Source organism: Pedobacter sp. MR2016-24 (assembly GCF_026239655.1).
In the GTDB taxonomy this organism is placed as follows: domain Bacteria; phylum Bacteroidota; class Bacteroidia; order Sphingobacteriales; family Sphingobacteriaceae; genus Pedobacter.
The window spans coordinates 888544-904278 of record NZ_JAPIVO010000001.1 but is presented as its reverse complement, the minus strand read 5'-3'; the positions used below and the strand labels follow the sequence as shown (position 1 = coordinate 904278).

Genomic DNA, 15735 nt, shown 5'->3' with positions numbered 1-15735 from the left:
TTTTATAATAATTTTAATTAGGTTTGAAATTGAATTCATCCAAAACAAAAAATACATAAAAACTTAACTATCAAACTAACTTATGTTATTCAAAAAATCTATTCCACAATTATTAGCGGAGGCTAATGAAAGTGGTGAGGGTACATTACATCGCTCTTTAACAAGTTTCAATTTAGTTGCCTTAGGCGTTGGAGCAATTATAGGTGCGGGTTTATTCTCACTAACTGGTATTGCTGCCGCAGATAATGCAGGTCCCGCTGTAATACTCTCATTTATTGTTGCTGCAGTTGGTTGTGGTTTCGCAGGTCTTTGTTATGCTGAATTTGCTTCAATGATTCCTGTAGCGGGTAGTGCCTATACTTATTCTTATGCTACAATGGGCGAATTTATGGCCTGGATCATCGGATGGGATTTAGTATTGGAGTATGCCCTGGGTGCGGCAACTGTTGCTGCCAGCTGGTCTCAGTATTTTTCTCAGTTCATTGAAGGATTCGGCGTTCACTTCCCGGGTACCTTATTGCACGGTCCGTGGGACAAAGTAGATGTGAACGGAACAATGACCAATGCTGGTGGTATGATTAACCTGCCTGCTATTGTAATCGTTTGTCTGCTTTCGCTATTACTGATGAGAGGTACAAAAGACTCTTCAGCAGTAAACAACATCCTTGTAATTGTTAAAGTAGCCGTAGTATTGGTATTTATTGCATTGGGATGGGGTTTCATTAATCCGGCCAACCATACGCCATTCATTCCGGTTAACTTAGGAGAAGAAGCCGTAAAATCCGGCACAAAAGGATTTATGGAATTTTTCACCAGTGATGAATTCGGCCATTTTGGTATCAGCGGTATTTTGCGTGGTGCAGGTGTGGTATTCTTTGCGTTTATTGGCTTTGATGCTGTAAGTACAGCTGCTCAGGAAGCTAAAAATCCACAAAAGGGTATGCCAATCGGGATCATCGGTTCCCTGGTTGTTTGTACATTATTATATGTACTGTTCTCTTATGTAATGACAGGTCTGGAAAACTACACCAAATTTGCTGGTGATGCGAAACCAGTTGCCACAGCATTTGCACAAACAGGTTATACTTTCTTAAATAAATTTTTGATTGTTGCCATTCTTGCCGGTTATACATCAGTAATCCTCGTGATGTTATTAGGCCAGAGCCGTGTTTTTTACAGCATGAGTAAAGACGGGTTATTACCAAAAGTATTCTCTGACCTGCACAAGAAAAACCAGACACCATGGAAAACCAATTTAATGTTCATGGTTTTTGTAAGTATTTTTGCAGGATTTGTACCGGTATCTGATTTAGGCCATATGGTAAGTATAGGTACATTATTTGCATTCTCCCTGGTATGTATAGGTGTATTGATCCTGAGAAAGTCTGATCCTGATCTGGTAAGACCTTTCCGTACACCATTGGTACCTCTTGTTCCGATTCTGGGTATTATTGTATGCGTAGTGATGATGGCTTCTTTACCAATTGTAAGCTGGGAGCGTTTAGCAATCTGGATGGCATTGGGTATAGCTATCTATTATGCATACGGTAAAAGACATAGTAAAATAAGAAATGAGTACAATAATTCATTGAAATAATCTGCTTCAAATCTTATTTAAAATTTAATAAAAAAGCTACTCTCAGGAGTGGCTTTTTTATTGCCAAATAATTCTACATTTGCATAAAAATCATGCAATATGGAATTCAATTTTAGCCAGATACTTTCTACGTCAATGGTCTTGTTTGCCATCATTGACATCTTAGGTTCTATACCTGTTGTGATTGAATTAAGACGTAAGGCAGGTCATATAGAGTCGGAAAAGGCCACTTTGGTAGCGGCTACGCTCATGATTATATTCCTTTTTGCGGGTGAAACCCTGTTAAAAGTAATTGGCCTCGATGTAGAGTCTTTCGCTATAGCAGGATCGCTGGTGATTTTTTTCATTGCAATGGAAATGGTATTGGGCTTAACCATTTTTAAAGAGGAAGCTCCGGAAACAGTTTCTATTGTACCACTTGCTTTTCCATTGATTGCGGGTGCAGGGACAATGACTACCCTGCTCTCTCTGAAAACAGAATATGCCACACAGAATATAGTAGTGGGCATCGTAATCAACATCATATTTGTTTACATTGTGCTTAAAAATACAGAACGCCTGGAAAAGCTTTTTGGCAAATCAGGCTTAAATGTATTGAGAAAGGCTTTTGGCGTAATTCTGCTGGCTATCGCCATTAAGTTATTCCGTAACAATACAGGACTTTAACCTTCCTGTCTGATCAGGCGTGCGATAAACATGGTATCCGCCTTGTCGTTGTAACCTTTGATAGTTTCCATCGACTCCAATTTTAACGGAAGCCTGTTGATCAGATAATCAATTACCCGCTCATTTTCTTCTTTAAAAACAGAACAGGTGATATAAATCAACGGCTTTCCCGGTTTTAAATATTTAACTACATTGGAAGCTATGCTTTGCTGCAGGTTAGAGAAATAAGCAATCTTGTACGTTTCAAAATGATAAAGCATTTCCGGTGTCCTTCCCCAGGTACCAGATCCTGAACATGGCGCATCTAATATAATTCCATCGAATTCATAATGATGCATTTCCAGCTCATTATTCTGCAGCAGGTCCAGCACTTTTTTCTGATACTTTTTTAGTCCGGCCGATAAAAAGCGGTCATCCAGGTTATGCAGGCTATTCTCTCTTACGTCACTTACCAGCAATTGGATTTTAGGCTCTATAGAATGCAGCAGCAGAGATTTACCTCCTGAAGCAGCACAACAGTCCCACCAGTAATCATAAGGCTTAGGATCAAATAATTCCCCTGTCTTTTGAGAAGACAAATCCTGTACCTGATAAAATTTAGCTTCAGGAATCAGTTTTTCCAGTTTAGTACCATTAGGCAAAGCCAGTGTATACTCACTGATTTCCCTGACAGTAACCTCTTCCTTAATCAGCTGCCCCACAATTTTTTGATGTTCTTCCGGTAAAACACGAATGAATAAATCAGGCTGAATGAAAAACGATTGTAGAAAATCAGTTTTTACAATAGTATCAGACAAGTCAGCTTCAAAAGGAAAAACATCAGCCAGATCAAATAATGGAAATCTATCTTCTATCAGGACAATTTTCGCCTGAACGGGCAGCACAATCTGATCCGCAAAATCGGGCAGATACTGCGTAATCATTAAACTGATGGTTTGGTTACAAAGGAAATCCGCAATGGCCAGTCGCAACAGGCGGTCTTCATTTTTCAGCGCCTTACCCAACCTGAAGTAACTGTAAAGGTATCGCGTCACCCAACGCCTGTCAGACGAACCCATTTGTTTATGCTGCTTAAAGTAACCCACCAGGAACCTGTGCAAAGGCAATTTACCATCATAATTTTCGAATGCCTGTTCAAAGGAACGGATCTGATGCTCTATTCTCATTCTATTGGTTTAAGTGCATAATTTTTATATTCCAGCAAGGTTAAACTGGTATTGATATACCCCAATCTTTCTTCCTTGATAAAGGAAAAAGAGTTGTGAAATCCGGTATACTTTTCTGCAGGCAGGTATTTGAGATAGTTATATCCATATCTGGAGAATACTGTCCCAAAGTAAAGTCCGATGTCAAAACCTTTAAATGCATACTCTCCGGGCTCGAAACTGTTGAGCTTGCGGTAAGCTTTAACAAACCTGATGACCTCACTGCTCTTATAATTGATATAGTACGACGAGGTAATTCTGGTATTCAGCAATTGCAGTTTATCTGTATTGTAATTTTGCTTTATCCAGTTTGGATGACCAAATAAACTTACCTGCAGTCCTTTAGTCTTCATTTTAGCCAGCTTATCCAAGGTAGCAACCACAAACTGACGGTCGGCGGTAGACATTAATACAACATATTGTTTATCTGCAAGGAGTTTGGTTTCCATCGTATAAACAGAACTGTATTCCTGAAATTTATAAGCTATTCCTTTTCCTTCCTGAAAATATTTTCTTAAAGGCACGGCCATCACTTCATCAGTAGACTTTTTCGGATTAATCAGAACCACAATGGTATTTTGAGAATTGTACGCTCTTCTGATATAATCACCTATTTTTTGCGCATGCAGTTCAATATTATTAACTACCGAAATCAGGTTGGGATTGTTAAACTCATCCGGATGAGACGCTGCCAGCGGAGAGATGACAGGTAAATGATTTGCAATGGAATAATTAGTGATAAACTTTATTCCATCTGGAAATACAGGTCCCACAATCAGGTCGCTGCCATTGAGCTGCCCGCCTTTAATCAGATTACTGATCTGAACGGCATTATCTTTAGTATCCAGCACCTTCAACCTGAAATCCAGTCCGGTTGAAGCGGCAGCCGAATCCAAGCCCATTTTAAAGCCCTGATAAAAGTCAATCGCCATAGCAGATTTTTCTATCTCGGCCTTCTTACCAGTATGTACTTTCTGCTGATTAACATTGAAAGGAAGCAATAATGAAATATTGGCTTCGGTGAGTTTCCTGGTCGTATTTTTACCAGCAGGATCGTCTTTTTTTACTACGTCTTTTTGAGGCTGTTTAACTGTTTTTGTCCTGGGTGAACACGCACCCAGACAAAAACAGATCAACAAAAAACTTAATATTCTATTCCCACTCAATTGTAGCGGGTGGTTTTGAACTAATATCATATACAACCCGGTTTATACCTTTTACTTTATTGATGATTTCATTGGAAATTTTCGCAAGTACAGGGTAAGGCAAATGACACCAATCGGCAGTCATACCATCCACAGATTCTACAGCGCGAAGGCAAATCACATTCTCGTAGGTACGTTCATCGCCCATTACTCCTACCGACTGAACAGGTAAAAAGATTGCTCCAGCCTGCCAAACCTGATCATATAACCCCGCTTCTCTCAAATTGTTTATATAAATCGCGTCTGCTTCCTGTAAAATAGCAACCTTTTCTGCAGTTACATCACCCAGGATTCTGATCGCCAGTCCCGGTCCCGGGAAAGGGTGGCGACCTAAAATAAAATCAGCCAGGCCTAATGATTTACCTACTCTTCTCACTTCATCCTTGAATAAAGTATTTAATGGCTCAACCACTTTCAACTTCATGAAATCAGGCAAACCACCAACGTTATGGTGAGATTTAATAGTTGCAGAAGGTCCCTTCACAGAAATCGACTCAATTACGTCAGGATAAATAGTACCCTGAGCCAGCCATTTCACATCCTGTACCTCATGGGCTGCATCATCAAAAACTTCGATAAATACACGTCCTATCGCTTTACGTTTCAATTCAGGATCTTTAAGACCAGCAAGCTGACTCAAAAACCTGTCTTTCGCATCTACACCTTTTATATTTAATCCTAAATGTTTGTATTGTTCTAAAACAGCTTCATATTCATCTTTACGCAGCAGTCCGTTATCAACAAAAATGCAATGCAGGTTTTTCCCGATAGCTTTGTGAAGCAATATAGCTGCTACACTCGAATCTACACCACCTGAAAGACCAAGGACTACTTTATCATTTCCTAATTTCGCCTGCAGGTCTGCAATAGTAGTTTCTACAAATGCATCAGGTGTCCATGACTGGGCACAACCACAGATATCTACCAAAAAGTTTTCCAGTAGTTGTTTACCATCAGTACTGTGCGTTACTTCAGGGTGAAACTGAATAGCATAAGTAGAAGAGTCCTTCACCTGGAAGGCTGCAACCTTTACACTGTCAGTACTTGCTATGATCTCAAAAGATTCTGGTACAACAGTAATCGTATCACCATGTGACATCCATACCTGCGAGCCTAATCCTATATTTTTTAAGAGTTTGTTTTCTGTATTGATAAAATTCAGATTCGCCCTTCCATATTCACGGGAAGACGAAGCATGTACCTGACCGCCAGACTGCTGTGCAAGATACTGCGCACCATAACATACCGCCAGTACAGGATAATTGTTGTGAAAGCGTTTTAAATCAATTTGAGGGGCATCTTCCTGAAGCACAGAGTAAGGGCTACCTGAATAGATGATACCTTTAACGTCTGATAAGGTCTCCGGAATATTATTAAATGGATGTATCTCACAATAAACATTCAATTCTCGTACCCTACGGGCTATCAATTGTGTAAATTGAGATCCAAAATCGATAATGATGATTTTTTCTAGCATGGCCAAAGTTAGTATTTATTCACTTCAACACCGAATCTTTTTAAGAAATCCACACCTTCATCACTTGCCAAACCCTTATAGGCTGCATAGGAGTCTTTAAATATGACATATTTGATGCCTGAGGACAGGATTAACCTGGCACAGGCGATGCAGGGAGACAAGGTGGTATACAGTGTTGATCCTTCCAGTCTGGATCCGTTTTTGGTAGCGTAAAGGATGGCATTCTCTTCCGCATGCAGGGCGAGTGAACAGCTTCCGCGGGAATCCCGGTCACATCCTGTCTCAGGCCATTCCTCATCGCAGTTATGTGTCCCGGCAGGTGGCCCGTTATAACCTATAGAGATGATACGGGTATCTTTTGTTAAAACAGCGCCGACCTGGGCCCTCACGCAATGCGAGCGGGCAGCCAGGTCGACAGCTAAATTCATATAAATATGGTCGAAACCAGGTTTAATCTTCATTAAATTAATGTCCTCCTTCAGCTTCAATAGCTTCTACATTAATCCCTTGTTTTTTCAGTACACCGCTTACTTTCCAGGCAAAAAAGATCAGGTAAACAAATCCGATTGCAGGAATAATATAGGAACTGTGAATACCATGTGTATCTGCCAATTTACCCTGAACAGGCGGAAGGATTGCCCCGCCTAAAATCATCATAATTAAAAATGAAGAACCCTGACTGGTATACTTACCCAAACCGGTGATCGACAGCGCAAAGATAGACGGCCACATGATAGAACAGCAGAGTCCCCCGCTAATAAATGCCAAGGTGGCAACAATTCCTGTAGTAAATAATCCTATGACCATAGACACCACCCCAAGCGTAGCAAATATCGCTAGTGTTTTTGCCGGTTTTTCCTGACCAATAAAAAATCCGACAACGAGAACAGCAACACAAATCGCATAGATATATAAGTTATCTACATTTGTCCCTGTAAAGTGGTTAACCAGCAGGATCACACCAAAAGCTACAAAAGGCACGATAACTGTCAATATGTTTTTAGTCGTTTTACTCAAATCAAATGCACTTACTGCACCCGTCCAGCGACCTATCATCATACTTCCCCAATACAGCGCAATAAAAGGCTTGATACTGGATTCAGCATAACCACCAAAATTTTCCAGTTGCAGCAAGGCCCCTAAATTACTCTGAATAGTTACTTCTACACCTACGTAAGTAAATAAGGCAATCATGCCCAGAATGAGTTGAGGATACTGCATTGCTCCCCATTGGTTTAGATTCTCCTTCTTTTTAAGATAAACATAGATCAGCGAGCCTATGATAAATACCAGCGAAGAATATACAAAGTTAGCTTCTGCCAGTCCGGTCATTTTGGATAAAGGCTGTGCAGCCAAAACCACTAAGAATCCAAGTATCATGACCACTAAAGGACCATTGGATTTAGGACTTGCTTCTATTTTCTCCGTACTGGTTACATCAGGTAATTTAGTGATTGCATAAAAGACAGCTACTAATAAAAATAGCCCTGCAAGTGCGTAGTATAAAGTTGTGATGGAAGATATTTCTACTATTTTAGGAACAGCATCGCTGGCAGAGCCGAATAAGACGATACTTACAATTACAGGTCCCATTAAACCACCAAAGTTATTTAATCCCCCGGCCAGATTTAAGCGGTGTGTTCCGCTTTCAGGTGCACCCAGGGCCACAACAAATGGCTGGGCAGCGGTCTGCTGCAAAGAAAATCCAATTGCGATAACAAAAAAAGCAACAAGGATAAAAGCAAAAGAACCTGAATGTACTGCAGGAACCATTAATAAAGCACCTACGGCTGAAATTACCAATCCGGCTATGATCCCTTTTTTATAGCCTATTTTATTAAGAATGTCGACTCTGCTCGCCTGAGAAGCAAAATATAGAATCAAAGACCCAATAAAATAACCTCCATAAAAAGTAAAATCTATCAGTTGAGATTCAAATTGGGTGAGGTGGAAGTAAGTCTTGCAAAATGGGATAAATATACCATTGGATGCAGCTACAAAGCCCCAGAAAAAGAATACTGTGATGATTGAATACAACGCAGTCCCGTAATTTTGTTTTGTTTGTTGTTCCATAAAATTGTTAACGCTCTATTTGAAGCGCATAAACATAGATAAAATAAACTGTATGTAAAAGTTTGCAATATGCACAATAAATGAAGGAAAAAAAATAGGCGTATTTAAGGTATAAAATCGGATATTAGCGCCGAACATATGTGACATTTAATGATTGAAGCAATATTACAAGGGATTGGTGCGGGTATTTTGTTTTCGTTTTTAACCGGGCCCGTCTTTTTTTCCATGATAAAGACCAGTATTGAAAAGGGCTTCAAAGCAGGTTTTTCTTTAGCAATAGGCGTTATCCTGAGTGACATCATCTTTATTAGTCTGACGATCTTCAGCTCCCAGTTTGTAGATTACAATTCCACATATAATATTTATATCGGCATCATAGGTGGTTTATTCTTATTGGGAGTAGGTCTCTATTATCTGATCAATAAAGTGAAAGTGAATTACGAAACCTCAGAAATCATCAAGGTCCGTAAGCGCGGATATATCATCAAAGGTTTCCTGATGTGCCTGTTGTCTCCTACCACACTCATGTTCTGGATCATGGTCGGCGGTATTGTTTCAGGACAACTGCATTATGCGATGGCGGAGAAGGTTGTATTCTTTATCGTGGCAATGGCTACACAGCTATTCGTCGACTTTCTTAAAACATTTTATGCTGCCAAACTCCGTTACAAGATTAAGGAGAAGAATATCCGCGCATTAAACAGGATTGCCGGCTGCGTGATTATCATTTTTGCGATCAGGTTATTTATCGAGGTAGTGATCAAATATTATAAATAAAACAGGCTGCAATCTTCGATTGCAGCCTGTTTTATGATTCAGCATATTTACTAGTACGCTCTCTGGTTGTTACCTTCTTTCCAGTTCACAAAAGCTTTGTTTACTACTTTATTACCACCAGGTGTTGGGTAATTACCTGAGAAATACCAATCGCCTGTATGATTCGGACAAGCAACATGTAAATTATCCAAAGTCTGATAAATCACTTCTACCTCTGCATTAGTGCCCTCAGGTGTAATGATTTTAGTGATCTGTGCTGATATCTCCTCTTGTCTGAAAGGTCTGTAAATATCTTTCACATGATTCACAATCTCTTCTTTAGGTAAAAGCAGGGAAGCTTTACATTTCTGATAAACCTCTTCAATGATATGCTCCAGTCCGCGTTCTTTTAACAGTTGTATAGCCGCTTCAAAAGCAACAAACTGTCCCATTTTAGACATATCTATACCATAACAATCCGGGTAACGGATCTGCGGCGCAGAAGAAACGATGATGATTTTTTTAGGTTGTAATCTATCGATGATCTTGATGATACTTTGTTTAAGTGTAGTACCCCTAACAATCGAATCATCAACAGCAACCAACGTATCGGTATGATTTTTAATCACCCCGTACGTAGTATCATAAACATGCGCTACCATCTCTTTACGATCGGCATCAGCTGTAATAAACGTACGTAGTTTTACATCTTTAATAGCCAGCTTCTCTACACGCGGAGACATTGATAACAATTCATCCAGCTCAGTATCTGTCAGGCTTTCCTTGCGTTCAATTAAAGTGTCTTTCTGTACTTTTTTAATATGCTGGTGCAAGCCTTCCACCATACCATAGAATGAAATTTCTGCAGTATTTGGAATGAATGAAAAAACAGTATTTTTAAGGTCAGAATTTACTGCTCCCAAAACCTGTGGAATCAATAGTTCTCCTAAATGTTTTCTTTCTTTATAGATTTCTGCATCACTGCCACGGGAGAAATAGATCCGTTCAAAAGAACAGGCTCTTTTTTCCTGAGGCTCCCTGAAAATTTCCTGTGAAACAGTACCATCTTTTTTAACGATCAGTGCGTGTCCTGGTTTAATTTCCTGAACACTGTCAAAAGCAACATTAAATGCAGTCTGGATGGCAGGACGCTCAGACGCAGCAACAACAATCTCATCATCCTGATAAAAATAGGCTGGTCTGATTCCAGATGGATCACGCAATATAAACGCATCTCCGTTACCTACGATACCTGAAATAGCGTATCCGCCATCCCATGTTTTGGCAGAGCGGCGAAGAATATTACCAATGTTAAGATTATTGGATATTTTTTGGGTGATCTCTACATTAGAGAGTCCTTCTTTTTTATAAGTGTCAAATAACTCCTGGTTTTCATCATCCAGGAAATGACCGATTTTTTCTAAAACAGTAACAGTATCTGCCTGCTCTTTTGGATGCTGACCAAGCTCATACAATTGTTCCAGCAGCTCATCAACATTTGTCATGTTGAAGTTACCAGCAATAACCAGGTTACGCGTCATCCAGTTATTCTGACGTAAAAATGGGTGGCAGTTTTCTATGCTGTTCTGTCCGTGAGTACCATAACGAAGGTGTCCTAACAATACCTCCCCGATGAAACTTACATTTTGTTTTAACCACTCTGCATCCTGCATCAATTCAGGAGTATCATTCTGGATGTCGACAAATTTGTTGTGTACATATCCGAAGATATCTGCGACGGCATTCTGTGCCATCGATCGGTAACGGCTAATGTAGCGGTGTCCCGGCTTTACATCCAATTTAATCGTTGCAATCCCGGCTCCGTCCTGTCCCCTGTTGTGTTGTTTCTCCATCAGCAGGTATAGCTTGTTTAAGCCATAAAGTGCAGTACCGTACTTTTCCTGATAGTATGAGAGAGGTTTTAAGAGACGGATAAAGGCAATTCCGCATTCGTGTTTGATCTGATCGCTCATTGTGTGTTAATTGAGCGGCAAATTTACCGTTAATAATAATCAGAACCTAGAAAGAAGTATAATCTTTCATTATTCTGACTTATCAAAAAACAGGCGTTTTCAGTACCTTAAAGGCAGAAGAACAGCTTTCTATATCGTAATTTAATTCTAAAATAAAAACCTAAATCTTAAGATTTATTTGTTGCGACATCACTTCTTTATCAAAAAATATGGATGCATTTTTATCGAAGACCAGGTGATCACCGGACGTAAAAAATTGTTTCTCTCCGTCCTTGTTCAGCAGCTCCTCTATTTCAGGATGGTTGACCAGATAGAGCGACAGACTGTCTGCTACGATATCCCCCTGTGCAATCAGTTTGAAACCCTCCGGCAATAATTTACTGATTTTTGGGATCAGTAAAGGATAATGTGTGCAGGCCAAAAGTATGGCATCAATATCCGGAGATTTTTCCAGTAACTGGTCCATGTATTCCTGCACAAAATAATCAGCCCCTTCCTGCAGGTGTTCATTATTTTCAATTAAAGGTACCCACATCGGGCAGCTTTGCTGAACCACATCCAGTTCAGGAAAAAACTTGTGGATCTCTATCGGATAAGACTCAGAATTGATCGTTCCTCTCGTCCCCATTACACCAATCTTACCAGAAGCAGTATAGTTTCCGATCACTTCTGCTGTGGGCCTTATAACACCCAATACGCGATGGTGTGGGTACTTTACCGGAAGTACTTTTTGCTGAATAGTACGCAGCGCTTTAGCCGATGCGGTATTACAGGCCAGAATAACCAGGGGACATCCCTGTTCAAATAACCATTCCACACATTCCAGTGTATACTGGTAAACAGTTTCGTAAGAATGGTCTCCATAAGGAGCGCGGGCATTATCTCCCAGGTAGATATAATTGTAATCAGGAAGTTTATTGGCAATTGCCTTAAATACGGTCAGCCCACCATAACCTGAATCAAAAATACCTATAGATTTTTTATGTATCATAACAAAAAAACGGGGCCGGGATATATATCCCGGCCCCGCAATTTAACATTTTTTTAAGATTATTTTTTTGGTGCTGCAGCAGTTGCCGAGATACCTAATTTAGCTTTAACAGCAGCAGTAACATCATCACCACCTTCCCATGCCAACAGGTTGTTTGCACCTTGTTGTGAAGAGATATCAAATACGTAAGCATATCCTTTTTCTTTAGATACCGCTTTAACCGCTGTGATAAATTTAGTGTTTAACGGAGCCAACAGTTCGCCTTGTTTAGTAGCGATATCTTGTTGCGCTTTCTGAGTTGCTTCACCGATACGTTTTTTCATATCATCTAATTCAACACCCATTGCTTGTAATTCTTTACCAACAATTTCTTTATTGGCTTCGCTCAATGTTTTGTTTTTTGCAACAGCAGCTTCATACTTAGTTGTGTATTCTGCCTGCATTTTTTCAATTTCAGCTTGTTTTTGTTTCTGAAGAGTTTCCAGAGAAGCTGTAGCAGTTTTCGCTTCAGGCATACTTGCAAAAATTGATTCAGAATCCAGGTGTGCAATTTTTTGTTGGGCACTGGCAACATTAGCAGTAAACAATAAGCCAGCTGCTACAAAAAATACGTTAATTAACTTTCTCATTTCTATTGTTCTTAATAATGGTTTTAAATTTATTTATGTGTGTTTATTTAACTGTCCCTGGTTTATAACCCAATTTAATGATAACATCATTACTTAAGTCATAATTGCTACTGGAATAAATCATCATCGTAGCTTCACTGCTTTTGTCAAAAATGAAATCAAGGAATTTAGACTTGGCAAGATCAGCAATCACTGCAGTCACTTTATCCTGAATCGGTTTCAGCAATTTACTACGTGTCTGGAAAAGTTCTCCATCCGGACCAAATTTCTGACGCTGGAATTCTTTAGCCTCTTTTTCTTTTTCAATGATATCGTTCTCCCTGCGTTTACGCATATCATCAGTCAATAAAACCTGATCAGCCTGATAAGCTTTGTACATTTTATCGATTGCCGTAAAGTTAGCGTCAACATCTTTCTGCCATTGCTGAGACAAAACGTTCAGCTGGTTTTGGGACGACTTATATTCCGGCAAATTTTTAAGAATATATTCCGTATCCACATAGGCAAACTTCTGTGCAAAAGCGCCAAATCCTGCAAAAACTAAAAATCCTATTAAAATAACTTTTTTCATAATCTCTATTAATTAAATCCTCCCAATTGCTGAGCAATACTGAATGTAAAGTTTTGTTTAGCATCTCTGATTCCCGGAATATTATCAAATGCATGTCCGTAATCTATACCCAACATTCCAAATATCGGTAAAAATATTCTAGCTCCAATACCTGCAGACCTTCTAACGTTAAATGGATTGAAATCAGCAAACCTGTTCCATGTATTTCCACCCTCTGCAAATCCAATCAGATATGCTGTTGCAGACTGACTGGCAATAACAGGATAACGTAATTCCATTACATATTTACTGAAGATCGGACTACCAGATTGTCTCGCTGTATTCACATCCGCTCCAACCGGGATAACCACATTATTAGCATAACCACGCATTGTAATCAATTCAGATCCCTGAAGGAAGTCAAATCCCTGCATACCATCTCCACCTAACTTAAATCTTTCAAAGGCAGACTGACCAACAGCTTTATTATACAAGCCCAAGAAGCCAAACTGAGCCTGAGCTTTAACCACAAACTTACCGGCTAATCTCTGGAACCACTGTCCTTCAAATTTCCATTTGTGATATTCAGTGAACCTATAACGTTGTTTGTCCGATGCTGTTGCATAGTTCGTGTTATTTAGTAATGAATATGGTGGCGTAGCCTGGATAGTGAATTTGAAATACGAACCTTCTGTAGGGAAAATCGGTGAATTCCTCGAATCCCTGCTAAATTCCTGTGTTAAGTTAAAGTTATATGAAGTACCGGTACTGAACAGGTAACCACCATAATTATTCAGGATATACTGTTGTGCATTGATGGAGTGAACCAACTGGAAATAGTTATCCGGCCAGTTCAATTTTCTACCTAAACTGACAGTAACACCATTTAAACGTATTTTGGTTCCCTGAGCGCCTGTAACATTGTTCGACTGCAACGAAGTAAAAGCACTTAAACCAAAACTAACCGGTTTCTTTCCACCTAACCATGGCTCTGAGAAAGAGAAACTGTAAGACTGGTAGTATTTACCATTTGTTTGACCGCGCAAACTCAATTTCTGTCCATCTCCTTTTGGAAGCGGGCGATAAGCTTTAGGGTTCAGAATATTTCTTAAAGAGAAGTTGTTAAACGTTAGTCCGATAGTACCAATTACACGGCCACCACCAAAACCACCAGATAACTCCACCTGATCAGAAGGTTTTTCTTCTACAGCATATTCAATATCAACAGTACCATCAGAAGGGTTTGGCTTAGGCGTAGGCACAGTTTTGGATTCATCAAAGTTTCCTAACTGACCAAGATCCCTTACCGTACGTACCAGTGCTTCTTTAGAGAATTTATCTCCCGGTTTTGTACGTACCTCACGCAATACTACACGGTCATTTGTAATCGTATTACCTTTTACCGTAATCCTGTTGTTCGTGTACTGCGGACCTTCATAGATTCTGATTTCCAGGTCTACTGTATCATTATAAATCTTAGTTTGTACAGGCTCAACGTTAAAAGTCAGGTAACCATCGTTCAGATATATACTCGACACATCATCACTCTCAGCACCATTACCGTGTAATTTAACATTCAACTTCTCCTCACTGAAAATCTCCCCCTTTTCTATACCCAATACTTTTGTTAAATCTTTTGTAGCATACTTTGCATTTCCGGTCCAGCTGATATTACCAACATAATATTTAGGTCCTTCATAAAGATCTATTTTAACACCTATAGATTTTTCATTGTATTTATACGTAGTATCCTTAATGATTACCGCATCACGGTAACCTTTTTCCTGCATTTTAGCAATCAGCTTTTCCTTATCTTCTTCGTATTTCTCCTTGCTGAATTTACCGGAACCAAATACTTTATAAAATGCCTGCTGCTTGGTTTTCTTGAGATATTTACGCAGTTGAGAAGATTTGAAATCTTTATTCCCCGTAAATAATACCTCATGGACTTTAACCTTACGGCCTCTATCTACAAAAACCTGTAAAACAACTCCATTCTCCATATTAGGATCTGGTTTTGTTTTGTATTCTATCTTAGTGAAAAAATATCCCTTTTCTGCGAGGTACTTATTGATCGTACCGGTGGTACTATTGTAAGTATTCTCATTGATGATCGTTTTCCCCGATTTTGAATTCAGTTTTTCGGTAATATCCGTTTTCTGAGATTTGGTCAGTCCGTTAAGTTCGAATGAGCTTAAACGCGGACGTTCCACCACCTGAATGTCAAAGTAAACAGTGTCTTCCACTATTTTATCAATATTCAATTCTACATCATCAAACAATCCCTGCGACCATAGTGTTTTTATTGCTGCAGAAGTAGCTTCGCCTGGCAGTAAAATCCTTTCACCTTTTATTAATTTAGAAAGTGTGATAATAACTTCTTTATCAATAAACTTTGCACCACTTAAAGTTGTTCCTCCTATTATATATTCCTTAGGTTGAAAATAATCTAAATCCGTGCCTTTAACTTTTAAGCTGGGGGTAGCAGGATTCGACTGTGGACGGGTAATTTGTGCCATTGTCGGTAAGCCGACCAATAACAATAATATGAGTTGGTATATTCTTTTCATTTACAATCTAAAAAACGTTGCTAAGTTAATTTAAACACATGTT

Annotated in this window: 13 protein-coding genes; 3 read left to right on the top strand and 10 right to left on the bottom strand. The window is 39.3% G+C overall.

What is annotated here, in order from left to right:
• The first annotated feature begins 82 nt into the window (after positions 1–82).
• Both OQX62_RS04070 and OQX62_RS04065 read left to right on the top strand, forming a co-directional pair.
• On the top strand, positions 83–1597 hold the full coding sequence (locus OQX62_RS04070) for an amino acid permease (protein WP_265830115.1): 1515 nt from the start codon (positions 83–85) through the stop codon (positions 1595–1597).
• A 99-nt stretch (positions 1598–1696) separates the two neighbouring features.
• Entirely contained in the window at positions 1697–2263 is a 567-nt protein-coding gene (locus OQX62_RS04065; protein WP_265830114.1) for a MarC family protein, read from the top strand.
• On the opposite strand, the gene OQX62_RS04060 is transcribed toward OQX62_RS04065, so the two are convergent.
• From OQX62_RS04060 to OQX62_RS04040, 5 genes are read right to left on the bottom strand one after another with little or no spacing between them, the layout of a single operon-like run.
• Positions 2260–3429, bottom strand: coding sequence for an RsmB/NOP family class I SAM-dependent RNA methyltransferase (locus OQX62_RS04060; protein WP_265830113.1), 1170 nt, complete (start codon positions 3427–3429; stop codon positions 2260–2262). The genes OQX62_RS04065 and OQX62_RS04060 overlap by 4 nt on opposite strands.
• On the bottom strand, positions 3426–4664 hold the full coding sequence (locus OQX62_RS04055) for an amino acid ABC transporter substrate-binding protein (protein ID WP_265830112.1): 1239 nt from the start codon (positions 4662–4664) through the stop codon (positions 3426–3428). The genes OQX62_RS04060 and OQX62_RS04055 overlap by 4 nt, the downstream gene beginning before the upstream one ends.
• A complete protein-coding gene (guaA, locus tag OQX62_RS04050) occupies positions 4621–6150 on the bottom strand; it encodes a glutamine-hydrolyzing GMP synthase (protein ID WP_265830111.1) in 1530 nt (509 codons plus the stop codon). Before guaA ends, OQX62_RS04055 begins: the two co-directional genes overlap by 44 nt.
• Positions 6151–6158: 8 nt before the next feature.
• A complete protein-coding gene (locus OQX62_RS04045; RefSeq protein ID WP_265830110.1) occupies positions 6159–6611 on the bottom strand; it encodes a deoxycytidylate deaminase in 453 nt (150 codons plus the stop codon).
• Positions 6612–6615: 4 nt separating this feature from the next.
• Entirely contained in the window at positions 6616–8223 is a 1608-nt protein-coding gene (locus tag OQX62_RS04040) for an MFS transporter (RefSeq protein ID WP_265830109.1), read from the bottom strand.
• 150 nt (positions 8224–8373) lie between these two features.
• Between OQX62_RS04040 and OQX62_RS04035 the strand changes: the two genes are divergently transcribed.
• Positions 8374–9000, top strand: a complete 627-nt coding sequence (locus tag OQX62_RS04035; protein WP_265830108.1) for a LysE family translocator — start codon at positions 8374–8376, stop codon at positions 8998–9000.
• Between the two features lie 50 nt (positions 9001–9050).
• On the opposite strand, the gene OQX62_RS04030 is transcribed toward OQX62_RS04035, so the two are convergent.
• The 5 genes from OQX62_RS04030 to bamA form a co-directional block, all read right to left on the bottom strand.
• On the bottom strand, positions 9051–10952 hold the full coding sequence (locus OQX62_RS04030) for a class II glutamine amidotransferase (RefSeq protein WP_265830107.1): 1902 nt from the start codon (positions 10950–10952) through the stop codon (positions 9051–9053).
• Positions 10953–11112: 160 nt separating this feature from the next.
• Positions 11113–11943: a glutamate racemase gene (gene murI / locus OQX62_RS04025; protein ID WP_265830106.1), complete on the bottom strand. Its 831-nt coding sequence runs from the start codon at positions 11941–11943 to the stop codon at positions 11113–11115.
• Between the two features lie 59 nt (positions 11944–12002).
• The gene (locus OQX62_RS04020; protein ID WP_265830105.1) at positions 12003–12572 is read right to left on the bottom strand and encodes an OmpH family outer membrane protein; all 570 of its coding nucleotides are present in this window, start codon (positions 12570–12572) and stop codon (positions 12003–12005) included.
• A 43-nt stretch (positions 12573–12615) separates the two neighbouring features.
• Positions 12616–13143 (bottom strand): OmpH family outer membrane protein, encoded by a 528-nt coding sequence (locus OQX62_RS04015; RefSeq protein WP_265830104.1) that lies wholly within the window; start codon positions 13141–13143, stop codon positions 12616–12618.
• 8 nt (positions 13144–13151) lie between these two features.
• A complete protein-coding gene (gene bamA, locus OQX62_RS04010) occupies positions 13152–15692 on the bottom strand; it encodes an outer membrane protein assembly factor BamA (protein WP_265830103.1) in 2541 nt (846 codons plus the stop codon).
• Positions 15693–15735: the final 43 nt, after the last annotated feature.

What these genes read in the sequence shown, in the direction of transcription:
- OQX62_RS04060 (WP_265830113.1), bottom strand. Translation starts at nt 3,429, where the DNA reads ATGAGAATAGAGCATCAGATCCGTTCCTTTGAACAGGCATTCGAAAAT.
- OQX62_RS04035 (WP_265830108.1), top strand. Translation starts at nt 8,374, where the DNA reads ATGATTGAAGCAATATTACAAGGGATTGGTGCGGGTATTTTGTTTTCG.
- OQX62_RS04065 (WP_265830114.1), top strand. Translation starts at nt 1,697, where the DNA reads ATGGAATTCAATTTTAGCCAGATACTTTCTACGTCAATGGTCTTGTTT.
- OQX62_RS04040 (WP_265830109.1), bottom strand. Translation starts at nt 8,223, where the DNA reads ATGGAACAACAAACAAAACAAAATTACGGGACTGCGTTGTATTCAATC.
- murI (WP_265830106.1), bottom strand. Translation starts at nt 11,943, where the DNA reads ATGATACATAAAAAATCTATAGGTATTTTTGATTCAGGTTATGGTGGG.
- OQX62_RS04020 (WP_265830105.1), bottom strand. Translation starts at nt 12,572, where the DNA reads ATGAGAAAGTTAATTAACGTATTTTTTGTAGCAGCTGGCTTATTGTTT.
- bamA (WP_265830103.1), bottom strand. Translation starts at nt 15,692, where the DNA reads ATGAAAAGAATATACCAACTCATATTATTGTTATTGGTCGGCTTACCG.
- OQX62_RS04045 (WP_265830110.1), bottom strand. Translation starts at nt 6,611, where the DNA reads ATGAAGATTAAACCTGGTTTCGACCATATTTATATGAATTTAGCTGTC.
- OQX62_RS04030 (WP_265830107.1), bottom strand. Translation starts at nt 10,952, where the DNA reads ATGAGCGATCAGATCAAACACGAATGCGGAATTGCCTTTATCCGTCTC.
- OQX62_RS04015 (WP_265830104.1), bottom strand. Translation starts at nt 13,143, where the DNA reads ATGAAAAAAGTTATTTTAATAGGATTTTTAGTTTTTGCAGGATTTGGC.
- guaA (WP_265830111.1), bottom strand. Translation starts at nt 6,150, where the DNA reads ATGCTAGAAAAAATCATCATTATCGATTTTGGATCTCAATTTACACAA.
- OQX62_RS04055 (WP_265830112.1), bottom strand. Translation starts at nt 4,664, where the DNA reads ATGATATTAGTTCAAAACCACCCGCTACAATTGAGTGGGAATAGAATA.
- OQX62_RS04070 (WP_265830115.1), top strand. Translation starts at nt 83, where the DNA reads ATGTTATTCAAAAAATCTATTCCACAATTATTAGCGGAGGCTAATGAA.